Below are 23477 nucleotides of genomic sequence, written 5' to 3'. Positions count from 1 at the left end.
AAGGGAACTTCATGAGCCAAACCACTACCTATAACGACAAGGTCGTCCGGCAATTTGCCTGGGCCACCGTGATCTGGGGCATCGTCGGCATGGCCGTCGGCGTGTTCATCGCTGCCCAGCTGATCTGGCCGGGCCTGGGCTGGGAGATTCCGTGGCTGAGCTACGGACGTCTGCGACCATTGCATACCAACGCCGTGATCTTTGCCTTCGGCGGTTCGGCCCTGTTTGCCACCAGCTATTACTGCGTGCAGCGCACCTCGCACGTGCGACTGTTTTCCGACAAGCTGGCCGCCTTCACCTTCTGGGGCTGGCAGGCGGTCATCGTCGGCGCGGCCATCACCCTGCCCATGGGCCACACCATGGGCAAGGAATATGCCGAACTGATCTGGCCGCTGGCGGTGCTGATTGCCATCGTCTGGGTTGCCTATGCCGTGGTGTTTTTCGGCACCATCGTCCAGCGCAAGGTCCGGCACATCTACGTGGCCAACTGGTTCTTCGGTGCCTACATCCTCACCATCGCGGTGCTGCACATCGTCAACAACCTGGCCATTCCTACCGGCTGGCTGCACTCCTACCCGCTCTATGCCGGCGCGGTCGACGCCATGGTGCAGTGGTGGTACGGCCACAATGCAGTCGGCTTCTTCCTGACCGCCGGCTTCCTCGGCATGATGTATTACTTCGTGCCCAAGCAGGCCGGGCGGCCGGTCTACTCCTACCGCCTGTCCATCGTGCACTTCTGGTCGCTGATCGCGATCTACATGTGGGCCGGCCCGCACCATCTCCACTACACCTCGGTGCCCGACTGGGTGCAGACCCTCGGCATGGTGTTCTCGGTCATGTTGCTGGCGCCGAGCTGGGGCGGCATGATCAACGGCATCATGACGCTCTCGGGCGTGTGGTACAAGCTGCGCACCGACCCGGCGCTGCGCTTCATGATCGTGGCGCTGTCGTTCTACGGCATCGCCACTTTCGAGGGTCCGATGATGTCGATCAAGACGGTCAACGCGCTGTCGCACTACACCGACTGGACCATCGGCCACGTTCATGCCGGTGCGCTGGGCTGGGTGGCGATGATCTCCATCGGCGCGCTCTACAGCCTGTGGCCACGCCTGATGGGCGTGGAGAAGATGTATTCCACCCGCCTGATGGAGTGGCACTTCTGGGTCTCGACCATCGGTACCGTGCTCTACATCGTGGCCATGTGGATTGCCGGGGTGATGCAGGGTCTGATGTGGCGCACCTTCAATGATGACGGCACGCTGACCTACACCTTCATCGAGGTGCTGCAGTTCACCGAGCCCTACTACATCCTGCGCCTGATTGGTGGATTCATCTTTACCGCCGGCATGTTCTTCATGGTCTACAACTTCTGGAAGACCGCCCAGATGGGCCGCACCGATGAGGCGCCGGTCATCGAGCCGAAAGGAGCGACGGCATGAGCGACAAGAAAGGCACATTGCACGAAAAGATCGAGAAGAACGTCGGACTGATGGGCATTCTCATCGTGCTGGTCATCAGCATCGGCGGCATCGTCGAGATCGTGCCGCTGATGTTCAAGGCCTCGGTGGTTGAGCCGGCCGAGGGGGTTCAGCCCTGGGGCCCGCTGGAACTGGCCGGGCGCGATGTCTACGTCGCGGAGGGCTGTTACAACTGCCACAGCCAGCAGATCCGGCCGTTTCGTGCCGAGACCGAGCGCTACGGCCACTACTCGGTGGCCGGCGAGCATGTCTACGACCGCCCCTTCCAGTGGGGTTCGAAGCGCACCGGACCGGACCTGGCCCGTGTCGGCGGGCTCTACAGCGACGACTGGCATTACCTGCACATGATGGATCCGCGTGCGGTGGTGCCGGGCTCCAACATGCCGGCCTATCCGTGGCTGGCCGAGCGCTATGTCGATCCGGAAGTGATTCAGCGGCGCATGCGTGCTCTCCAACGTATCGGCACCCCCTACACCGACGAGGACATCGAGGGCGCCGTCGAGGCGGTGGCCGGCAGAACCGAGATGGACGCCATCATCGCCTACCTGCAGAGTCTGGGCACCGATTGGACCGGACAGCACGCCGCCGCCGACGATAGCGGGGGTGACTCATGAGCAGCGCGATCGTGACCGTCCTGGCCATGCTCGGTTTCGTTGCCGTGGTCGTCTGGGTGTTCATCGTCAAGAACCGCGAGGACTTCGATGAACAGGCCAGCCTGCCGCTGGATGAAGATCAGTCCAATGACCGCAACAGCACCGGCCACAACGGGGAGGAATCGAAATGAGCGCCTTCTGGCACTGGTTCGTCATTATCGGAACCCTGGGCTTTACCGCCTGGGTCATCTGGCTGCTGGTCAGCACCCAGCTTGCCCGCGTGCCCTCGATGAAGAACGAGGAAGGCGAGGAAACCACCGGCCATGTCTGGGACGAGGACATCACCGAGCTCAACAAACCGCTGCCGCGCTGGTGGCTGTGGCTGTTCTACGGCACAATCATCTGGACGCTGCTCTACCTGGTGCTCTACCCGGGGCTGGGCAATTTCCAGGGGGTGTTGGGATGGAGTTCCGAAGGCCAGTACCAGGAAGAGCGGGCGCAGGCCGCCGCGGACTTTGAGGAGCGCTTCGGCGAGTTGCTCGACCGGCCGATTGAAGAACTGGTCGAGCATCCCGATGCCCTGCGCATGGGCAGCAACATCTATGCCCACAACTGCTCGACCTGCCATGGCTCGGATGCGCGCGGTGCGCCGGGTTATCCCAACCTTACCGATGGCCACTGGATCTGGGGCGGCGAGCCTGACCAGGTCTTCACCAGCATCTACGAAGGTCGGCATGCGGTCATGCCGCCATTGGGCGATGTGCTGGGTGAGCAGGGTGTGACACGCACCGCTGTCTACGTCCAGCAACTGGCGGGGCAATCGGTCGACAGCAGCATGGCTGCGGCCGGCCGCCGTCACTATGAACAGCAGTGTGCTGCCTGTCATGGTGTAGATGGCACAGGCAACGTCCATCTTGGTGCCCCCGACCTCACGGCCGGAAGGTACATTTATGGCAGCAGCCTCGAAGCTCTGCGCCAGACCATTCGCGATGGCCGCGAAGGCATCATGCCGGCACAGGATCGGCTGCTTGGCGAAGGCCGATCGAAGCTGGTGACCGCCTACGTGCTGAGCCTGAACCGGGACGACGATGACTGATCGTGCCTCGCGCCGGAGTTCGGATCGCGGCGCGATCGGCCCGTGGCCGATGGTGCAGTGGTTCGGGGCCATACTCTGGCCCTCGTTCTTTACCGCGGCCATGGCAACGGTGGTGTTCTTCATCTTCGTCGACCCGCTGGCACTGCGCGACATCACCTTTCCCGAGCTAGAGATCACGCGCGGCGGTGGCTATACCATCGCCTTCATCATGTTCTGGGCCGCGACGGCCGCTTCCAGCCTGTTCACCGCACTGTTGCTCAAGCCACTGAAGCGACGAGGTGTGAAACCCGAACAATGAGCGATTCCGGCAACCAGGAAACCATCCCGCTCTACGTCAAGGCCCCCAAGGTCTATCCGCGGGAGGTCAGTGGACGTTTTGCCCGGCTGCGGGTTACCGCCGCCTGGGTGTTGCTGGGCCTGTACTACCTGTTGCCCTGGATCAACGTGGGCGGGCAGCAGATCGTGCTGTTCGACCTGGTCAATCGCCAGTTCCATTTCTTCGGTATCACCCTGTGGCCGCAGGACCTGTTCATCCTGTCATTGCTACTGGCCATGGCGGCCCTGTCGCTATTCTTCTTCACCGCCCTGGCCGGTCGCCTGTGGTGCGGTTATGCCTGCCCGCAAACGGTCTGGACCGAAGTGTTCCTGTGGATGGAACGGGTTACCGAGGGCCGGCGCAACAAGCGCATCAAGCTCGACAAGGGACCGTGGACGAAGGAGAAGCTCGCACGCAAGTCGGCCAAGCAGTTCCTCTGGATCACGTTCGCGCTGTGGACCGGTTTCACTTTTGTCGGTTTCTTCGTGCCGATCCGTGATCTGGGTCCGCGCGTGCTGGATTTCCAGCTCGGCAGCTGGGAGACTTTCTGGCTGTTCTTCTATGCCTTTGCCACCTACGGCAATGCCGGATACCTGCGTGAGCAGGTGTGTACCTACATGTGCCCGTATGCCCGCTTTCAGGCGGCGATGTTCGACCAGGATTCGCTGGTTATTTCCTACGACGAGCAGCGTGGTGAACCACGGGGTGCGCGCAAACGAACTGCCGATCACAAGGCCCTGGGGCTGGGAGACTGCATCGACTGCGAGGCCTGCGTGCAGGTCTGTCCCACGGGTATCGACATCCGCGATGGCTTGCAGATCGAATGCATCGCCTGCGCCGCCTGCGTCGATGTGTGTGACGAGGTCATGGACAAGATGAGCTACCCGCGTGGCCTGATCCGCTATTCCACCGAGAACGCCATGGCCGACCGGCCCACCCGCATTCTCAGGCCGCGGATCTTTGTCTATCTTGCCGCACTGATATTGCTGGCAACCCTGGTCGGCGTGATTCTGACCGGTCGCGACCCCCTCCTGGTGGATGTGCTGCGCGATCGCGGCGCCATGTACCGGGTGGCCGGGTCCGACCTGGAAAACGCCTACCGGCTCAAGCTGACCAACCGCAGCGACGAGGAAATGTTCATCCGGGTCACGGCCGAGGGGCTGCCCGAGCTGCGGGTAATAGAGCCCTCTCGGGGGGTCAGCCTGGACCCCGGGCAAGTGGTCGATCTGCCCATGACCCTGGCCGTCCCAATGGAGATCGCCGCACCTGGAATGCATACTATCGAGATCCTTGGCGAGGATGCCGAAGGCAATATCAGTACGCGCGAGGAAACCCGCTTTTTCATCCCCCAGGAACCGAGGGGTTAGCATCATGGAATCAGAAATCACTGTTCGACCCTGGTACAGGGAACCCTGGCCCTGGTTCATTCTGGGCATACTGAGCCTGGGCCCGATCTTTGGCCTGGGCATTCTGACCATTGGCCTGAGCAATCCGCCCGAGATCGTCAGCGGCGATCATGCTCCGCTGGGCAGGGCCCTGGTCGATACCAACCAGCGCACCGCCATGGCGCGCTCCATGGGCCTGAGTGGCGCATTGCGGGTCGACGGAGGCCAGGTCTGGATCGAACTGGGCGCCAATGACCTCAAGAACCTGCCGGACTCGCTGCTGGTCAAGTTCGTTCACCCCGCTACCAGCGACGGAGACACCACCGCCGTGGTCCATCGCAATGGTGACAACCAATATATGGGCGAGCTGGCCGGCAGCCCGAGCGAGCGCTCACGCATCGTGGTCAGCGACCTGTCGCAGACCTGGTGGCTGGGCGGTCGCATGCGCTCCGAACCCGATGCTCCGGATGAGATCCGGCTGAGTGCGCAGCGCCTGTGACCGTGCAGCACCACAACGACTGCTGGCACTGCGGGGAAAGCATTCCCGAAGGTGTCGATATTCAGGCCATTGTCGGCGGGACTGAACGGGCCATGTGCTGCCACGGCTGCCTAACCGTGGCCACCCTGATCGACTCGGCCGGGCTGGGCCGTTATTACGAATTCCGCGACGCGCTGCCCGAGCGCCCGGAGCTGGCCAAGGCCTCGCGCCGGGACTTCGCCGCCTGGGATCGCGACGCCATCCTCGAGCACTATGCGCGTCCCGACTGCGACGGATTCCAGCGATTGACCCTGGTGCTGGAAAACGTGCACTGTGCTGCCTGTGCCTGGCTGATTCACCGCTACGTTGGAGAACTGGAAGGCGTGGCCGAGATCCGGGTTGATGTCACCGATGGCCGCGCCCACCTGAACTGGAATCCCGAGCGCACTGCCTTGAGCGAGATCGCGGCGCGCCTGGCCGCGCTGGGCTACCGTCCGCACCTGGACTCGCCCATGGCCGGGCAGGCGCGCAACCGGGCTGAGCGACTGCAGATGCTTAAGTACATCGTCGTGGCCGGCCTGGGCATGATGCAGGTCATGAGCTACGCCCTGGCCAAGTACATCGGCTCCTGGCAGGACATCGACCCGCAGTCCGAGCGCTTCTTCCTGGTCATTTCCATGGTCGTGGCCGTGCCGGTCTGCCTGTACTCCGGCCAGCTGTTCTACCGCTCGGCCTGGCGCGCCTTGAGGCAGAAGCGCATGTCCATGGACATCCCTGTGGCCAGCGCCATGCTGCTGGCGCTGTTTTCCAGCGTAGTGATTACCACACTGGATGCCGGGCAGGTCTACTTCGACTCGGTGGTGATGTTCATCTTCTTCTTGCTGCTGGGCCGCTACGCGGTGCTGGTGGCGCGCCAGAACGCCGGTCAACTGCACTCGGCGCTGGCCCGCTCGCTACCGGTGCAGGCCCGACGCCTGACCGAAAGCGGCGTCGAAGACGTGACCCTGGTCGAGCTCGAGGTCGGTGACCGGGTCCAGGTGGGCGCGGGCGAGACGCTTCCGGCCGATGGCGTCATCGAATCCGGTAACGCCATGATCGACGAATCCCTGCTGTCGGGCGAATCCACCCCGCGCCGGCGGGTCGGCGGTGACGAGGTGCTGGCCGGCAGCCTGGTGCGCGAAGGCAATCTGACCGTGCGCGTCGAAAACCTTGGTCAGTCCACCGTGCTATCGGGCATCGTGCGTCTGCTCGACCAGGCACGCAGCTTCAAGCCGCGCATGGCGCAGATGGCCGATCGCCTGGCCAGCTATTTCATCGTCTTCGTGCTCACCGGCGCGGCCATTGCCGGCATCGTCTGGTGGCAGATCGACCCGGCCCGCGCTTTGCCGGTGATGATCTCGGTGCTGGTGGTCTCCTGCCCCTGTGCGCTGGCGCTGGGCACCCCCGTTGCCCTGGCCGCGGCCAGCCGCGGTTTCGCGCGCCTCGGTGTATTGATTTCAACTCCCGATGCACTCGAGAAACTGCCGAAGATCACCCACGTGGTGTTCGACAAGACCGGCACGCTGACCCGACCGGAGATGACCATCGGCGAGGTTCGGATGGCAAGCGATCACTTCTCCAAAGACGAGGCCTGCCGCCTGGCCGGAAGACTCGAGCGTGTCAGTCGCCATCCGGTTGCGACCGCCTTTGCCGAACATGACGATGGTCATCCGGTCAGCGACGCCGAAGCCATTACCGCCTGCGGCGTGACCGGCACGGTGGACGGCGTCACTTTTTGCCTGGGCAAGCCGGAATTCGCTGCACAGGCGCTGGAACAGACCCTGAGCGAACCTGATGAGGGCCAGTGGGTGGCGCTGGTCGGCCATGGTGAGCTGATTGCCTGGTTCCGCATCGACAGCCCGCTGCGCGACGGCGCTCACGCATTGGTCGACGGCTTGCGGGCCAACGGGCTGAAGGTCCTGCTGGCTTCCGGTGACCGTCTCGACAACGTCGCCCGGGTCGCACGGGAGCTGAGAATCGAAGGTTATCATGGAGACATGAGCCCGTCCGACAAGCTGGAACTGGTGCGTCGACTGCAAAGCGAGGGTGCGCGCGTGGCCATGGTCGGCGACGGCATCAACGATGCCCCGGTGCTGGCGGGTGCCGATATTTCCCTGGCCCTGGCCGAAGGTGCGGACATTGCCCGCAGCCAGTCCGACCTGGTGGTCACCGGCCGTGGCCTGCAGCGGGTGTCATCGGCTTTCGCACTGGCGCCGAAAGTGCGCCGCATCGTGCGCCAGAACCTGGCCCTGTCGTTCAGCTACAACGCCACCGCACTGCCTTTTGCCGCCGCCGGTTTCGTCCCGCCCTGGCTGGCCGCCATCGGCATGTCGGCTTCCAGCCTGGTGGTGGTTCTCAATGCGCAGCGGTTGGGACGCCGCAGCGCATCGGGAAGCGGGAGACGGAAGAGGGGAGACGGGAGATGGGAGGCGGAAGATGGAAGATGGGGGAGGGACGATGGTCGATCGAGTGCGGGGGACGAGGCTCACCCGTCATCCGCCTCCTGTCTCCCGTCGCCCGACGCGAGTCGCCCATGAACATCATCTACGTCCTCATCCCGCTGTCGGTCATTCTCATGGTGCTGGCCATCGGCGCCTTTTTCTGGGCCGTGAAGAACGATCAGTTCGATGACCTGGATACTCCGGCGATGGATATTCTCGACGACGATGAAGAGCCGCCGAACGATAATGATCGCTCTGGCTCGCAGTAGGCCGGGGCATGATTATTCCGGGCTAGTTGCCGGTAAACATGTATCCCTTGACCAGGCTTTCCAGCGCATCCTCGAAAGACTTTGGCGGATTGATCAGCTCGAAGCCGATGTCGTACAGGTCGGGATTGATGTCCTGTCGACACCAGCGCACCACCGCTTCGAAGTCCACCGTATAGTTGCCGTTGACTGGTTCGGGCAGATGCATGCGCAAGGCATACTGCTGGTCGTTCTCCATGGGCGCCTTGCTGACCAGCATGACACCTTTTTCCGAAATATCGACCAGGTTGCCCAGTGCCGAACCCGAGTCCCGGTCGAACACCTGCAGGTATATGATCGAATGCCGGCGATCGTAAGCGCGTCTGTCGTTCATGGGCTGCTCCCGGCATGGTTGGGGATGGTAATGATCAGATTAGCACAGCCCGATCCTTTCATGCCTTCACCACCGGGCGGGGAGCCAGCGGAACGATGACGCCGGAGGCGGCTTTACTGGCCGGCCTGCTGGCCGGACTGTTCGGTTCGACTCACTGCCTGGGCATGTGCGGGGGCATCGCTGGCATGTTGCATGCCCAGTTGCCCGGCGACCGGCCCGGGCTGGCGGCCGGTTTTCATCTGGGACGGATTGCCAGCTACCTGGCCATAGCCCTGGTGGCCACGGGCATCGGCATGCTCCCGGCCACGCTGTTGCCGGAAACGGCTCCCTTGATCATGCGAGTGCTGCTCGGCGCCTTGCTGGTCGCCATGGCCGCCTACATTGCACTGCCCGGACGCTTCCGCGACCGGGCCGGCGAACTGGCGGCACCATTCACGCGCCGTCTGATGCCGCTACTTGCCCGCTTTCTTCCCGTCAGGTCGCTGGACAACGCACTCGGGCTTGGGCTGTTGTGGGGCTTGTTGCCATGCGGGCTGCTCTATTCAGTGGTCGCCGCCGCCGTGTTTCTGGCCGACCCGCTGGCCACGACCGCCATGGTCCTGGCATTCGGTATCGGCACCGTGCCCTTGCTGCTGGGCACCGGCCTGGCCGTGCTGAAGTTTCGTTCGGCCGTCAATCGCCGGGGGTTGCGTTACACCGCTGCGTTTCTTGTTGCCTTTTCCGGGTTGCTGGTGGCACTGGGGCCCTGGCTGGCGCATTCGATCGACCATCCGTGGATGCAGTTCGTCGTCGACTGCGTCACCCCACGAAGGTAGGTGGGGGTGGACGGGTGGTGTCGGGCAATGCGGCGGCATTTGCGGCGCGGCCGCTACTTATGTGCTTGCCGTACCAGCCGTAGCACTGGCCTGACTCGAATCCCTTGATCCAACCGATGCATAGGCGGTGTTTCAGTGGCACCAAAACGCCTGCGTGGCATTACGAACCCTTGCCGGCCGATCGCCACAAATGCCGCCGCATTGCCCGATACCGCCCGGCGTCTACTCCCACCCCCGGTGTTCGCTCCGCTGCGGCTACCAGCGGTGGTAAGCCGGATGCCCCGGCTGTACGGCGATGAACTTGCCGGTGGCGCGGTCGCAGATCTTTTCGCCCGCGCTCAGTTCGGCCTCCACGGTGACCATGTCGCCGTCGGTGTCGGTCACCCAGGCTTCCAGGTGCAGCGGGCCGTCGGTCGGGGTCGGGCGGCGCAGCTTGACCGCGTACTCCATGGTGACCGTGCACGGCGGCTTGTCCAGCTTTTGCGATTCCATCAGGTGCCAGGCCGCCGTCCAGTTCATGTGACAGTCGAGCAGCGATCCGATGATGCCGCCGTTGAGCACGCCCGGGAACGCCTCGTGATGCGCCTCCGGCGTCCAGTCGGCCACCACCCGATCGCCCTGGACGAAAGACCGAATCCGCAGCCCTTTTTCATTGGACGGCCCACACCCAAAACAGGCGTTATGCGGTGCATAGGTTTCCTGAAGGCACTTGGCCGGATTAGTCATGGGCGTTCCTCATTTCTACGACGGAAATTTGTTGAAACAATTATACGGTTGAGGTTTCAGGGTTCAGGTTTCAGGGGCGGGCAGTTGAGACGATTTCCTGAACCCTGAACCCTGAACCCTGAACCCTGAACCCTGTTACCTATCGGTAATGAAGCCAATATCCACCCCGGTATCCCGCTCACCCGATACCACCCGCACACCCCAGCGTTCCGACAGTTCGTAGCGTCCGGACAGCACGTTGCCGGCCTCGAACAGGCCAATGCCGTAGCTGACGAACAGGCGGGGCAGCAGGTAGAAGCCGACGTTCACGGCCGCCTGGCCGCCGGCATGATCGAAATCGGCGCCGGTGACCACGTAGGCCAGGGCCTTTTCGTCGGTGGTTGGTGGGTCGGTGTAGAGTTCGACGATGGGGTCGCGGGCCGGGCCACGGATGTGTACCCCGGCTGCCTCGACGCGCGGGTCGCCGAAGATGTCGCGCACCGCGCGGATGTCGAGGCGGGGGTTGTCGAGTGGGTGACCGGTAAACAACACTTCGCCGTCGCGGATCTCCAGGTTCTGGCCGTAGGCCCGGTAGGACCCCTCGGGTATGAGGATGACGCCACGACCTCGCGGTTCCGGGCCGCCGTTCCACAGCAGCTCCAGATCGCCGGCAAGGCGCGCCTGCAGGCCCAGAGCGGACATGCGTGCATTGTCACCAACATGGATACCGAGCCGGCCGTGTAGACGCCGTACCGGCAGGTCGGGGTCGTCTTCAATCGTTTCGCCCAGCACGACCACGTCGCCGGAGGGCCGGATCCGCTCACCGGCGCCAGGTGGCAGGCCGCCGCGCAGACGGTCGATTTTGATGTCGCCATCAATGTCGAGACGGTCGTGATTGCCGGTCAGTTGTATGGACGGGCTAGCATCAATGCGCAGCCAGTCGACGTCGGCAAAGGAAAAACCGTCGCCTTCGATGCCGGCTTCCATCACCCAGCGTCCGTCCTGCTGGGTCAGCGCGCCGTCGAGATTCAAGTGGCCATCCCCCGACTTCATCCGTCCGACCAGCGTGGCATGGTCAGTCACGCCTTCCAGGTCGAAGTCGATGTCGGTGACCCTCAGGCCCAGTGGCGCGTGGGCCAGGAAGCCGTCGGAAATACTCAGGCGGCCATTGATATTGGGCGCGTTCACGCTGCCGGCCAGGTTCAGACGCGCATGCAGGCGGCCTCCCAGCTGATCGAGTTCGGCGACCAGGTGGTTGAAGGCGCCGATGTCGGGCAGGTCGAGCCGGGTGTCGGCATTGATCAAGGTGCTGCCGGGGTCGCGCAGGTCGATCACATGGGCCTGTCCGGTCAGTTCGCTGTCTCCTTCCAGGCGGGCGATCAGGTCGAGCAGCAGGCCGTGGCCCCCCTGCGGGATGAAGTCCAGTCTGACCGAATCGATGGTCAGCAGGTCGTCGTCGTCGCCGAGGGCGCGCAGAGCGCCGGGTTCGAGTTCGAGATGGCCGGTGACCTGCTCGATGCCACCACCACTCCAGCTTGCGTCCATCTGGCCAGACAGTGGTGTGGTCAGCGTGAACACCGGGTCCAGCGGCAACAGCAAGAGATCCATGGGCACCTGGTGAATGCCGATGCGCACGTGGTTGTCGCTGTCGAGTTGCAGCTCGCGCAGGCACAGCCGGCCGTCTCCATCGCCCACGGCGCGCAGGCAGCCCGGCCCCGCTTCAGTGGTATCAGGATCGATGCGGATCGGCAATCCCTCGGCCAGTTGCCAGTTGCCGGCGACGGTCTCACCCAGGTAGAGGCGCTCGATATGGCCCTCCCACCCCGAATAGTCGGTCAGGCAGCCTTCCAGCGTGCCGCGCCCGGCCATGTCCAGGGTGCCGCGCATGCCCGACAAGTTGAGTTCCATACGATGGTCGACGCAGCCACCACTGACCACCATCTCGATCTGGTCAATGCGGTCCCAGGGATTGAGATCGAGGTCGCTGAGCTTCAGGCTGGCATCCACCCTGGGTTGTTCGTCCCAGTGCAGTTCGGTGTCAAGGTGGACACGTTCGACGGAGAAGTCGCCGAATCCGGCAGCCTCGACCTCGCCACGGGCCAGCAACCTGCGCTCGTGCGGCGACAGGCTGCCTTGGAGCAGGGCGCTGCCCGAAATGCCCGGCCAGAGCTGATCCAGTGCGTCGGCATCCAGGCGCCATTGCCAGTGATTGCCATCTTCGCTGGCAATGCCGATCTGGTTGTCGCCCAGGCTGATATCCAGCCGGGCGGCTTCGGGCATATCGTCGGTCAGTCGCAGCCGGCCACTACCGGCCAAGGCGTGATCCCGAAGCTGGCCGGCGAGCCGGTCGAGTTGGATATCGAGTTGCAGGCGCTCGTTCTGTCGGGCAGCAACAGTGGCGCGGGCATCGATGCGCCCGGGCAGCTGCGCAACAAAGCGCCCCGGGTCGAGCTGTTCCAGGGTCAGCTCAATGCGGGTTTCCAACTCGGGTGCCCATGCGACATCGCCCTGGGCGGCCAGTCGGCCGGCCTCTTGCAGGTTCAGCGACAGCCGTTCGAAGTCGGCGCGCTCGTTGCTTCCGGTTGCGCGCAGGTCCAGTTGGCCGGCCGGCAGCTCGGCGCTCGCCAGCAGGGCATCAAGTTCCAGCTGCCAGTCACTGATGCGTCCGCTCAGGCGCACCCGTCCGGATTCGCTGGACAGCAGGGGTTCACCTTCGTCGAGCAGGGGCGGCCAGACCAGGTTGGCCCATTCCAGGTCCAGGGCCAGCTCGTCGGCCGCGGGCACGAATCGGCCATTGCCCGTGAGCTTCAACTCTGTTGGCGGGGCTGACAGGTCAACGTGCTCGAGATGGATCTCGTCGCCGTCGATCCGGGCCGCCAGTTCGCCTTCGACACGGGCCTGGTCAGGCCATTCCGGGTAAAGCGAGGTAAAGTCCAGGCCGCTGAACTGCAAGTCCATGCTGGCCGCCAGGGTCTCGCCACCGTGATCAAGCCAGCCACGACCCTGGATCTCGCCGTCCAGAATATCGCTGCGCAGTGACTCGATGTCGACCCGCGCCAGGTCGCCGCTGGCCTGGAGCTGCCAGCGTGCCGGCGGTATCTCCATGCCGTTCAGGCGCGTGTCGAGTACCAGCGACCAGTCATCAGCGTCACCCTCGGCCTCGATATCAAGCTCGGTCAGGGCCAGATCCAGACCGGGCCAGTCGGCGAACTGACCTTCCAGCCGCAGGCGCCCGGAGGGCACGTCGGGCAGCCCGCGCACACGCGCCTGGCCGCTGAGTGCCGCGGGGCCTTGCGCTGTCAGGCCCACTTCCAGTGAATTCATAGGTCCGCGGATTTCCAGGTCCAGCGCCTGGCCGGTTTCCTCGTCTATCGCGAGTTCGGAGCTCAGGTTCAGGCGCACGGAGTAGGGCTGGACCAGCGACCACTGACCGCTGCCTTCAAGCTGACCGGCGGGTGCGGACACAGCCAGGCGGTCGATGCGGATGTGGTCGGAATAGTGTCCGGAGAAACTCAGCCGATCGACCGCCTGTGTTTCTCCATCGTGCTGGTGGAGCTCGAAGCGCTCGATGCGCAGATCATGGATGTCGATGGCCAGCGGCAAGGCCAGCGCGCCGGGATCGAACGGGTCGCCGGGTTCGCGCTCCTCGTCCGCCGGTGCGGGCAGATGAACGTTCGGACCATGCAGGTAGAGATGCTGGACGTGTACCCGGGGCCCGCCCAGCAGATGAACGCGTGCTGCCAGCTCCAGCCGATCTGCGGTCACGCGGGTGCCGGCCTGTTCCAGCACCACGCCATCAAAGACCAGGCCGCTGGCCAGGCCGCCTTCAAGCTGCTCCCAGCTCAGAACGTCCAGGTGCGGCGCGGCCCGATTCAGCGCCCACTGGGCGCCGCTGCGGGTATCGGTCAGCCACCACCAGGCCGAGACCAGGCCGGCGGCCAGCAGGGCCAACAGGATCGCGACGATGATCAGCAGTTTCTTCATAGCAGTTGCGTGCCAATGGTGAAGTGCAGCCGCCAGGATGTGTCGGGGTCATCCAGGGGGCTGGCGATATCGAGCTGAATCGGTCCGATCAGCGTATACCAGCGAAAACCGACACCGGTGCCGCGGCGCAGCTTCGGATTGCCGAGGTCGTTGAAGGCGTTGCCGACATCGTAGAAGGCCGCCAGCGACCAGCTCTCACCAACGCGATACTCGTATTCCATCGAACCGACGACCAGGTGATTGGCGCCATTGCGGTTGGTGCTCAGGTTCTCGAAACCGTAGCCGCGCACGCTGCGGTCGCCACCGGTTCTGAAACGATAGCGCTCCGGCAGCTCGGTCAGCGACAGCTCGAGCTGTCGGTCATCAAGCGTCAGATCCATTTCACGGGTACGCGCCTCGGTGTAGCCGAGCTCACCACGCAAGAGCAGCTTGTGGCGATCACCGAACAGGTGATGCCAGCGCCCGCCGAGATAGCCTTGGGTAAAGCTGACCGGAGATCCCAGCGATTCGTGGGCGGCGATGACGTGTGCGCGCAGCACCTGCCCCTGGGTGTGAAATCCGCTGCCGCTGATGTTGGGCAACCGCCAGCGCGCACCGACCGATATGGTGTCGGTGCTGGTGCGCAAAAGCTCTTCCAGGTCGGGGTTGGCCGCCAGCAGGGCTTCATTCTCTTCGGAAAAACGGGCTTCCCGAAAGGCATCGAACGATTCGTGCAGCACGGAAATGCTGAGGCGTTCCTCGACCGGCTGGAACCACCGCGGCAGCCAGCCACGCTCCTGCATGCGACCGAAGCTGATCTCGGATTGCTCACGCCGTCCCTCGAAAGCGTCGAAGACCGGCTCCAGTCGGTTCTCGTCGATGAAGCGGAAGTTGTCCTGTTCGCGTCTGAGAAACATGCCGGCGGTCAGAAAGTCGGACGGCGTGCTGCCGCGAGGGTGTTGATACTCCGACCGTGCCACCATTTCATTGTTGCGCTGCTGCAAACCCAGGGCGGAATCCAGGCGATTGCCGCGGCGCGACAGGTAGTGGCGTTCCCAGCCAAGCTGGAGGCGGGCACCGGTGTCCGTGCCAAAGCCGGCGGTTGCCCGATAGGTGTTGGGCGGACGCGTTTCGAGCTGGTAGTCCAGGTCAACGACATGCTCCTCGCTGTCGCGTTCCTCTTCGATGATCACGCGTCGGAACAGACCGGCTCGGACCAGGGCTTCGCGTTGTTCGTCCACCCGGGTAATGTCGTAGGCCTCGCCGGGCTCGACGATGGTCAGACGATTGATCAGCCGATCGGAAAAATCGGCGTCCCGAGCCCGGTAGGTACCGAAGCGGTAGCGCGGCCCGGTGTCGTAGACCAGCCTGAGATCGGCCCGGTTGCGGTCCGGGTCGACCTCGATGCGGCGGGCCACGAAATGTGCGTCGAAGTAGCCGCGGCGCTCGGCCAGTCGTTCAAGATCGCGCCAGGCTTCACTCCAGTCCTCGTGGCGCAACACCGCGTCTTCCGGCAGCGGCCATTCGGCCTGCCACTCCTTGAGTTCGGGGTCATCGGCGCCTTCACCGGTAATGCGGATCTCGGCGGCATGAACCCGCACAGGGCGACCTGGTTCAACCCGAAGTGTGGCGCGCCAGGGGTCGCCTTCGGTCTCGGGTTCGTCCAGCCGCACTTCCACCCGGGGCCGATAGTAGCCAAAGGGACGCAGGGCTTCGCGTACCTCCGAACGAGCATCGGTGGCCATCTGGCGCAACCGCCAGACCGATATCTCATCGAGTGATTCAGCTCGCACCAGCGACACGCTCAAGCGCACGTTCTCGAGCAATTCGCCGCTGATGCCGGATACTTCGGTCACAACGCTGCCGGAATCGGCGCGTACCGCGATCGACAGGCTCAGGGCGAGCAGGGCGACAATCAACAATCTGGGCAAAGAGGCCAACCAGGATGCAACCATGTGTAAAGCGCTATGGTAACCGCGAGCCCGGGTTTCAAGTGAATCGCACGTGAACCGGGGGCGTTCCCGGTGATCGGCCGGCCATGAGTGCTAAGCTTCGGGCCCAGACCACTCAGCGAGATTTGGTATGTTTGCAGGCTGTATCAGACCATTGTTCGAACACACGATCGGTGGCAGGGCGAGCGGAGGCCGCGAGTATGGCAAGCGCAGTTGATCGCTACGCACCGCCCCGGCTGGGTAGCCGGGAGTTGTTCCCGGAGCTTGAAACACGGGTTTACGCCAACCATGCCTCGCTCTCGCCGCCGTCGCAGCCGGTGGTCAATGCGGTTAGTGCCTGCCTGTCGCAGTATGCCCGTGATGGCATGGGCAGCTATGCCAACGAGACCGAACGGCGCGAGCGCCTGCGTGGGCGACTGGCCCATCTGATCGGTGCACCGACCCGCGACCTGGCGCTGGTGGGCAACACCACGGCCGGCGTGCTGGCGGTGGCGCTGGGCATTCCCTGGCGGCGCGGGGATCGCATCCTCGTTTTTGATGGCGAGTTTCCCACCAACATCACGCCCTGGCAGCAGGCGGCACGGCGCGAAGGGCTGGAACTGGTGTGGATGAGGGCCGATGATTTCCGTACTGATCACGCCGGCTGGTTGCAGCAGATGGAAGACCATCTGCGCGCCGGCATCCGCCTGGTGGCCGTCAGTGCAGTGCAGTTCACCACTGGTCAGCGCATGCCGCTGGAAACCATGGGGGCGATGTGTCGCCAGCATGGCGCCGAACTGTTCGTCGATGCCATCCAGGCGATGGGCGTGGTGCCGCTGGATGTCGAAGCCTGCGCCATCGACTATCTGACCTGCGGCAGCCACAAATGGCTGATGGGGCCGGAAGGCACAGGTTGCTTCTATGCCCGCGCGGAAGCGGCAGCACGCCTTGAACCCAATGTCGCCGGCTGGCTCAGTCACGCCGATCCGTTTGCATTCCTGACCCGCGCTCCGAACGAGTTGCGTTATGACCGCCCCCTGGTTCAATCGGCACGCATGGTCGAGTTCGGCACCCCGCACACACTGGCCGCCGCCGGCCTGGAGGCCAGCGTCGGCCTGATCGATGCCATCGGAGTCGAGTCCATCTTCGAGCATGTCCAGGCCTGGCATGATGCACTCGAGCCCGGCCTGCTCGATCGCGGGTTCAGCAGCGCCCGCATGGTCGAAAATGAGGGGCGCTCCGGCATATTGAGTGTGTGTACAACCGACGCCGCGGCCGGTCCGGCCTGGTCGCGGGCACTTGCCGAGTACGGCATTGAGAGCGCCAGCCCCGACGGCTGGCTGCGCCTGTCGCCGCACTGGCCCAATGGTCTCGACGAGGCTGACATCCTGCTTGCGGCTATAGACGAGATCCGGGCCGGCGGCGGTCCATAGCCGGCCCGTTTCGCTCTCGCCGGCCGGCGCCGTTCGGTTCTATACTGGGTCCGCAACCGTTGTTGAGGAACAGGGATGAAAAAGCTCAGCGAAACCCGCGATATCCTGGCCTACATCGAGCATCTGCATCACCAACTGGGCGAGACCTACAAGGCGCTGGACGCCAATGTCAGCGATCCCCGCGCCCATCTGCTGCTCGAATATCTCGAAGCGATGGAAAACAAGTCGGCCGAGGCCCTGCACGGTTACTCGCGCGATTCGATCAATGCCGCCCTGCGCGAGTGGGAACCGGCTGATCTGGATGACCGCGTCGTGCGCGAGCGCCTGACTACCCTGCAACATCCCGACGTCAGCGCCAATGAACTGCTCGATGCCGCCCTTGATGTGGCCGAATGGTTCGTCGAGTTTTACGGCGAGCTCGAACGGGCCGGCACGCTTCCCGAACAGACCGAATTGTTCAAGTCGCTGCGCGATCGTGCCGAGCGCGAGAAGAAGCGCCTGGTGCGCAATGTCAACATGTTGTCCGACTTCTGAATTTCAATCACGGGTCGAGTAGCCCGCGACCGGATCGTGTCAGGCGCTTTGCGCCCACTGGCTGGAACGTCGGTCGAGCTGACGGTAGCCAATGGCCTCGGTCAGGTGGGGCATGGTGATCTTCCCGCTGCCATCTAGATCGGCAATGGTGCGTGCCACCCTGAGAATGCGATGGTGGGCACGCGCTGACAGTTGCAGTCGTTCACAGGCCTGTTCGAGCAGGTTCGAGAGCTTGCCGTCGAGCACACAGTGCTCGCGTATGCCCCCGACATCCAGCCGCGCGTTGACCGTGCCGCGCCCGGCCTGGGTTTTGCGGGCATCCATCACCCGTTCGCGCACCGCCGAGGACGGCTCGCCGGGCGGCAGATCCTTCAACGACTGGCGCGGCACCTCCACGTGCAGGTCGATGCGATCGAGCAACGGCCCCGAGATCCGGTCGCGGTAGCGCTGGATCTGATCCGGCGTGCAGCCGCAGCGGCCCGACGGGTCGCCCTCATAGCCGCACGGGCAGGGATTCATGGCCGCGACCAGTTGAAAATCGGCCGGAAACTCGGCCTGCACCGCGGCCCGCGAGATCACCACCCGGCCCGACTCCAGCGGCTCGCGCAACACCTCCAGCACATGCCGGGAATACTCGGGCATTAGGCTATACTCTAGACTAAGGCTTTCAGTATATGCCTAACCCTTTGATAAAAAGGTACTTGTGCATGACAGACCTGCGGGTATTCGAGTCCAAGGCGGCTGAGGATCTGGTTGGGCACCATGACGCCAGAATTCCTGATGGCTTTCCCTGCGTTGTTGACATTGATGGGAAGCCCGTTGACGCGATCAATGACTACTTGCTGGACGCATACTTTGTCTCTTGTTCTGTATCGAGTCTCAAGACACTAAGAACCTATGCAGAGCATCTTGCCGATTGGTTCGCTACATTGAGTCGAAATCGCCTAACTTGGTCATATGCGCGTAGTTCAGATTTGGTTTCGTACCGTTCAGCGTTGTTGCGGCCTACTGGTATTAACGGAAAGTCCCTCGCCACTACGACGATAAACGACCGACTCTCATGTGTTATCCGACATTATCGATGGGCAAATACCAGAAATATTTCCTTGAGCAAATCGATGTTAACGCTTATAAGCTCAGACAATTCGCGTACCGGTCTTTACGTTTCCCCCAAAAGACGAACGCTCCTGGTAAAGAAGTATCAGTATTTACCGAGAGCGATTAATCCCGACCATCTTGACGATCTGCTGAAGAACCTAAATAATCCTTATCGGTTAATAGCACTGTGGGCTCTTTACTCCGGGGCTCGCAGAGGGGAAATAGCTATGCTTAGGACCGGAGACATTTTTTCCGCTTCGGTGGAAGTTCAAGTTCTCTGCGAACTTGAAGTGAAAACAAAAGGTGGTGGTTACCGGACTTTGTATGTACCCAATACCATTGTCAGCAAGACAAAGCGTTATATGGCTGAGCTTTCCGCGAAGAATCCCAACTTTCCACTTGATGGGGCAGGCCTTCTCTGGCGGAACCGGTTCGGTCAAACTATAACACCGGCCGCCATAACATCAGCCTTCTACAGAGCAAGAGTGGCTTCGAAGTTTCCTCGGCGCGTGAGATTCCATGATCTTCGTCATACATATGCGATCAATACCCTCAGGTCCCTTTATGTCATTGCTAAAGCAAAGCCCATTGCGCCATTAAAAATGCTACAGAGGCTGCTAGGCCATCGATCGATCGAATCGACCATGATATACATAAAAAGTATAGAAGAAGATCCTTCAACTTTGAACGAGGCCCTCGGGTTTCTAAACGGCGAAGTGCTAGAGGGTATGGTCAGTGAAGGGGCGTGATCTTCTTGATGAGCCCATTGAATTCCGTGTGCGCAACGGTCGAGCGTACTTCGCGAGAGGCAAAAACGGAAAGAGCAGTCAATCCTTCGCCTTCAACAGGACACGACTCCCCGAAGCTTGGTGCTCGCCCGTCGCCAATGCCTTCGTCCAGATCAATACGCCTCGAAGGCCTGGTACTCGTACCCAAGCTTTCTATCGGCTTGGATACTTGGCAAAATTCCTAAATAGAGAAGCTATTGCGAGCCCTTCCCAGTTTGGCGATAGCGAGTTTGTAGCGTTTATCAGGTTTTGCGAAGCCCTTCCAAAGTCAATGCGGACGAGAGATGGAGTCTTCAACGAATCCAGAAGCCTGCTTGCCTGGATGCAGGACTATGAGATCTGCGAGTTCAAGAACCGGATTCGTACTCAAAGAGGACTAAAGAAGCAACGGACGTTTCATATACCGAAGGTCATTATTCCGGCTTCTGAGATCAAACGGATCCTGATTGAGTGTTACAAAGCAATAGAGCAGATTGAAGAACGAATTGAAAGTCGGGGTAAATTCATTGAGGCTTCCCGAAGCCACACAATAAGAGAAGAGTTTGGAGAGCTGTACCAACCAGACAGGAATGAGCTGATCAAGGAGGTTCTCGCGCACGGTGAAGGAGAACTCCCTAAAGCTAACTCATTGCCAATCCCGCTTATAAGGAAAATGCAGCAATTGGGAATGGGGCTCACAGAGCTCAGATGTCAACTTGAGCTTACTGGCCCCGACTTGATGCCGTTCTACGTAGCGTTGCTAATTCAGACTGTAGGCAACCCTCTATCGATTTGGAATCTGAGGCGAGATTGTATCGAGCAGTGCGGCACAAACAAGGAGACTATATTTTGGGAGAAAGCGAGGGCATCACGTGAGCAATGTAAGACGTTTGACCCTAGGGTGAAGTGGGCGGCACCTAACATCATTAGACGGCTGAAAAATCTACAGGAATACTTCCAAAGCCAAGTGTCGGCAGACTTCAGGAATAGACTATTTGTCTGCCAACTGAAAAGCAGGGTCTACGCAACGCCATCGGATGCCCACCTCTATAATCTCTGGCCAAGGTTTTCAGAAAGGCTCGGGATTGATGGAGTAGAGTTACGACGCTTTCGTGCGTCGATCGCGAGCGAAATCGATAGCAAAGCAGGCGTTGAAGCCGCAACAAAAGCGCTTCAGCACGGCGAGATGAGGACTACTCAAAGATACCTAAACAATCAAGCCCAAATGGCCCGCCATAACAGTACTATTCGCCATTTCCAAGGTGAGATTGTAAAGTGGTCTGCTGAAGATGAGGCCCGCTCATTTGGAAGGGGGTTCGAAACGCTTTTCGGAACTCATTGCAAGGATCCGTATGCAGGAATTGCCGAGGGACAGAAAAAGGGAAGTTTGTGTACAAATTTTCTGGGATGCTTCTTCTGCCCAGGCGCCATTATTCCAAAGAATAACGTCTATATTGCAACCCGAGTCGAGCAAGCCAAACGCCACCTAGAGCAGACGAAGAGCCGAATGATGCTAAGCCCCGAGGGGGCAAGACGCTTCCGAAACGTATATCAGGAATTACTCAATGTGATTTGTCATGATGTGCAGCCCAAACTGAGTGTGGGCTATAGCGATGACCTTCTCCGAGATCTTGCCCCGCTACCAGAGCTCTACTGATGCTTATAGATCAAGCACAAGCAATCAAGTGTATCGATGAACGCGCCTCTATGCTGAGCATAGCGAAGTCTATTACCCGAAGCAGATGGGTTTTTGTGAACGTGGCAAACTCCGATCGAGATATAGCAATCATTTGGGGAACGCGACATAAGCTAGGTGGCCTTATGCAACCTGAGTTGCACAAGCTCCTATTCTTGGCAAAAGTGTATACAATAAGAAAACTTGAGGCGCCAGATGACAATCGGGATGTTCTACAAGTAAGCTCGGTGAAGGCGACTCTCCAAATTGTAAAAGTTTTTCTCCTTTGGGCAGCAGGAGAAGGAATTAGGGATCCAAAAAACATTAGCGAAAAGTTATGCGAGCGATTTCTGCGTACGCGGGGGCAAAATAATGAGCGACCTTCTACAGCCTACTTAGATGCTATCGTGGCGGTCCTTTCGGACCTGCACAATACCTCACAAGACTTTGGTATTCCATTCGGGGTTCGTCCTAAGTCGATCATCAAGCTTCAAAACCAAGTGAGCAGTTTGGGGAGGGTAAAAGGTTGCGCTGTAGAGTCAATTGAAAGGCCGCTTGCCAAAGAGATGATTGCGTTTTCCAAGGAGGTTGTTGAAGAAGGCGCTAAGTTGCTCCCGATTTGGATTCGATGTCAAGACATTGCTGATATGGAATATGCAAAAGGCAGTTCCACTTGTGTAGTTCGCGACAGGATTCATAAGTATCTACAGAGGACGTGTTCTGGGAAGAGGCTGCTTTTGCCGAACTCGTTTATCCCGTTTAAGCTGAACTCAACGGGGTGGCTGGCAAGAAACATTAGGCTGATCAATGCTGGTGCGGTCACTCTTATCATGATGCTCACCGGGATGCGGCCTTCCGAATTCGTGGATTTACGTACTAATTGTATCGTCTATATTAAGCACTCCGATGGTGTTAAGTATCCTTACGTCAAAGGAAAGATTATCAAGTATGGCAGGCGTGATCACTATTGGCCGGCAATAGAGCTACTTGTGTCCTCTGTGGATACAATCAAGCGTCTTCAGAGCCACAGACGATCTCCGGAATCAAATTATTTATTTGTTGGCCTAGGAGGGCGAGGTGCCTTTTTTGATAAACGCCGGGAGCCTGGTAGGCGATTTGCAGCCCCAGAGAAAATTGGACCCGTGATGCAAACAGTAGCCGATGAGGTGGTGTCCAGGAACAATGGCTTAATGCGTGGTTCAGTCAACCCACGCCTAGCTCGAAAGACATTCGCTCAGTTCGTCGCTACCCGAGACAAAGCTGGTCTGGATAGTATCTCGACGTTGTATGGTCACATCGATTATAGGATGACTGACGACAGCTATGTTGGATCTGATTTCGAATTACAGGCACTAATCGCCGGATATGCTGAGGAAGAGCTGCTTTCTGAGATCGCGAGCCTAGTCAAGAATGGGGAAATTGTTTCAGGCTCAGTCTTTTCAGGCATGGTGTTCCAAGGTGAGGTGGAGCAAGAGCAAGTTATTGAGCATCTCCGAAACCAGGGTGTCAGCATACACGCATGTGAGTGGGGATATTGCCTTTTCATCAAGGAATTGGCCAAATGCAAGGGCGATTCTGGGCCAGATGATAGGCTTAGATCTCCAGAAATCTGCGCGGGCTGCAGCAACAACATTCGTACACAGGAAACTTTGGACTGGTGGAGGCGCACAAGAGGTAGGGATAAAGAACTTTTAGCTCGCGGCGGTATCCCCACTCAGACCGTTGAAATGCTAAGAGAGCGAATTGCTACGGCAGACAGAGTTCTAAACAGCGAAGGTTGATGAGATGAGCACAACCCTTTCAAAGCTTGTTTCAATCGGAAGGCGGATGCTAGAGCGGGATGGTGTTAAAACATTCTCGATTCCGGACCTGGCAAAGGCTTCTCGTGTGCCAAGATCTACGGCATATACATATCGGCGGCAGCTAATTGCGGAATTTGGTCCAGATATATTGGTAGCTAGGGGACGTGCCCCGTCGAGCGTTGGGCTCTTAAATAGGCGTCTAAGGGAGGCAAGAGAGAAGAACAAGCGCCTGCAGCGCACCATTCACGCATTATGCAATTTGCATCTCAGTGAACGATTGAAGCGTTTG

Annotated in this window: 20 protein-coding genes; 15 read left to right on the top strand and 5 right to left on the bottom strand. The window is 60.7% G+C overall.

Translation table 11 applies throughout. The features are described 5' to 3' along the window. Positions 1 to 11 precede the first annotated feature (11 nt). Genes ccoN through ccoS form a run of 9 tightly spaced genes read left to right on the top strand, consistent with a single transcriptional unit; the run spans position 12 to position 8095 of the window. Positions 12 to 1439, top strand: coding sequence for a cytochrome-c oxidase, cbb3-type subunit I (gene ccoN, locus IC757_RS14760; RefSeq protein WP_190975047.1), 1428 nt, complete (start codon positions 12 to 14; stop codon positions 1437 to 1439). Next, positions 1436 to 2092 (top strand): cytochrome-c oxidase, cbb3-type subunit II, encoded by a 657-nt coding sequence (ccoO, locus tag IC757_RS14755; protein WP_190975046.1) that lies wholly within the window; start codon positions 1436 to 1438, stop codon positions 2090 to 2092. The genes ccoN and ccoO overlap by 4 nt, the downstream gene beginning before the upstream one ends. Next, positions 2089 to 2262: a CcoQ/FixQ family Cbb3-type cytochrome c oxidase assembly chaperone gene (locus tag IC757_RS14750; RefSeq protein WP_190975045.1), complete on the top strand. Its 174-nt coding sequence runs from the start codon at positions 2089 to 2091 to the stop codon at positions 2260 to 2262. Before ccoO ends, IC757_RS14750 begins: the two co-directional genes overlap by 4 nt. Beyond that, positions 2259 to 3167, top strand: a complete 909-nt coding sequence (ccoP, locus tag IC757_RS14745; protein WP_190975044.1) for a cytochrome-c oxidase, cbb3-type subunit III — start codon at positions 2259 to 2261, stop codon at positions 3165 to 3167. Before IC757_RS14750 ends, ccoP begins: the two co-directional genes overlap by 4 nt. Next, a complete protein-coding gene (locus tag IC757_RS14740; protein WP_190975043.1) occupies positions 3160 to 3465 on the top strand; it encodes a hypothetical protein in 306 nt (101 codons plus the stop codon). The genes ccoP and IC757_RS14740 overlap by 8 nt, the downstream gene beginning before the upstream one ends. Then, positions 3462 to 4850: a cytochrome c oxidase accessory protein CcoG gene (gene ccoG / locus IC757_RS14735; protein WP_190975042.1), complete on the top strand. Its 1389-nt coding sequence runs from the start codon at positions 3462 to 3464 to the stop codon at positions 4848 to 4850. Before IC757_RS14740 ends, ccoG begins: the two co-directional genes overlap by 4 nt. 4 nt (positions 4851 to 4854) lie before the next feature. Then, positions 4855 to 5367: a FixH family protein gene (locus IC757_RS14730; protein WP_190975041.1), complete on the top strand. Its 513-nt coding sequence runs from the start codon at positions 4855 to 4857 to the stop codon at positions 5365 to 5367. Then, positions 5364 to 7922, top strand: coding sequence for a heavy metal translocating P-type ATPase (locus IC757_RS14725; protein WP_190975040.1), 2559 nt, complete (start codon positions 5364 to 5366; stop codon positions 7920 to 7922). The genes IC757_RS14730 and IC757_RS14725 overlap by 4 nt, the downstream gene beginning before the upstream one ends. Then, the gene (gene ccoS, locus IC757_RS14720; protein WP_190975039.1) at positions 7919 to 8095 is read left to right on the top strand and encodes a cbb3-type cytochrome oxidase assembly protein CcoS; all 177 of its coding nucleotides are present in this window, start codon (positions 7919 to 7921) and stop codon (positions 8093 to 8095) included. Before IC757_RS14725 ends, ccoS begins: the two co-directional genes overlap by 4 nt. Before the next feature lie 22 nt (positions 8096 to 8117). Here the strand turns inward: ccoS and IC757_RS14715 are convergent, their stop codons facing one another. Further along, positions 8118 to 8465, bottom strand: a complete 348-nt coding sequence (locus tag IC757_RS14715) for a PilZ domain-containing protein (RefSeq protein ID WP_190975038.1) — start codon at positions 8463 to 8465, stop codon at positions 8118 to 8120. A 95-nt stretch (positions 8466 to 8560) separates the two neighbouring features. Here IC757_RS14715 and IC757_RS14710 point away from each other — a divergent pair, with 95 nt between their 5' ends. After that, the gene (locus IC757_RS14710) at positions 8561 to 9280 is read left to right on the top strand and encodes a sulfite exporter TauE/SafE family protein (protein ID WP_190975037.1); all 720 of its coding nucleotides are present in this window, start codon (positions 8561 to 8563) and stop codon (positions 9278 to 9280) included. Positions 9281 to 9535: 255 nt separating this feature from the next. Here the strand turns inward: IC757_RS14710 and IC757_RS14705 are convergent, their stop codons facing one another. The 3 genes from IC757_RS14705 to IC757_RS14695 all read right to left on the bottom strand — a co-directional run bounded on the left by IC757_RS14705 (position 9536) and on the right by IC757_RS14695 (position 15903). After that, entirely contained in the window at positions 9536 to 10006 is a 471-nt protein-coding gene (locus tag IC757_RS14705) for a PaaI family thioesterase (RefSeq protein WP_190975036.1), read from the bottom strand. A 135-nt stretch (positions 10007 to 10141) separates the two neighbouring features. Then, positions 10142 to 13969: a translocation/assembly module TamB domain-containing protein gene (locus tag IC757_RS14700; RefSeq protein WP_190975035.1), complete on the bottom strand. Its 3828-nt coding sequence runs from the start codon at positions 13967 to 13969 to the stop codon at positions 10142 to 10144. Continuing rightward, entirely contained in the window at positions 13966 to 15903 is a 1938-nt protein-coding gene (locus tag IC757_RS14695; protein ID WP_190975034.1) for an autotransporter assembly complex protein TamA, read from the bottom strand. The genes IC757_RS14700 and IC757_RS14695 overlap by 4 nt, the downstream gene beginning before the upstream one ends. Positions 15904 to 16100: 197 nt before the next feature. Between IC757_RS14695 and IC757_RS14690 the strand changes: the two genes are divergently transcribed. Together IC757_RS14690 and IC757_RS14685 are read left to right on the top strand one after the other, a co-directional pair. After that, a complete protein-coding gene (locus IC757_RS14690; RefSeq protein WP_190975033.1) occupies positions 16101 to 17312 on the top strand; it encodes an aminotransferase class V-fold PLP-dependent enzyme in 1212 nt (403 codons plus the stop codon). 75 nt (positions 17313 to 17387) lie between these two features. Further along, the gene (locus tag IC757_RS14685; RefSeq protein WP_190975032.1) at positions 17388 to 17846 is read left to right on the top strand and encodes a hypothetical protein; all 459 of its coding nucleotides are present in this window, start codon (positions 17388 to 17390) and stop codon (positions 17844 to 17846) included. Positions 17847 to 17885: 39 nt separating this feature from the next. Here IC757_RS14685 and IC757_RS14680 read toward each other — a convergent pair whose 3' ends face one another. Further along, the gene (locus IC757_RS14680) at positions 17886 to 18488 is read right to left on the bottom strand and encodes an ATP-binding protein (RefSeq protein ID WP_190975031.1); all 603 of its coding nucleotides are present in this window, start codon (positions 18486 to 18488) and stop codon (positions 17886 to 17888) included. A gap of 65 nt (positions 18489 to 18553) precedes the next feature. Here IC757_RS14680 and IC757_RS14675 point away from each other — a divergent pair, with 65 nt between their 5' ends. From IC757_RS14675 to IC757_RS14665, 3 genes are read left to right on the top strand one after another with little or no spacing between them, the layout of a single operon-like run. Next, positions 18554 to 19693 carry a tyrosine-type recombinase/integrase gene (locus IC757_RS14675; protein ID WP_190975030.1) on the top strand — a complete coding sequence of 380 codons (1140 nt, stop codon included), beginning with the start codon at positions 18554 to 18556 and terminating at the stop codon, positions 19691 to 19693. After that, positions 19680 to 21368, top strand: a complete 1689-nt coding sequence (locus IC757_RS14670; protein ID WP_190975029.1) for a hypothetical protein — start codon at positions 19680 to 19682, stop codon at positions 21366 to 21368. Before IC757_RS14675 ends, IC757_RS14670 begins: the two co-directional genes overlap by 14 nt. Beyond that, positions 21368 to 23167 (top strand): hypothetical protein, encoded by a 1800-nt coding sequence (locus IC757_RS14665; RefSeq protein WP_190975028.1) that lies wholly within the window; start codon positions 21368 to 21370, stop codon positions 23165 to 23167. Before IC757_RS14670 ends, IC757_RS14665 begins: the two co-directional genes overlap by 1 nt. Positions 23168 to 23477 lie beyond the last annotated feature (310 nt).

This window comes from Wenzhouxiangella sp. AB-CW3 (assembly GCF_014725735.1).
Classification (GTDB): Bacteria; Pseudomonadota; Gammaproteobacteria; order Xanthomonadales; family Wenzhouxiangellaceae; genus Wenzhouxiangella.
This window is presented reverse-complemented; position numbering and strand designations above follow the sequence as displayed.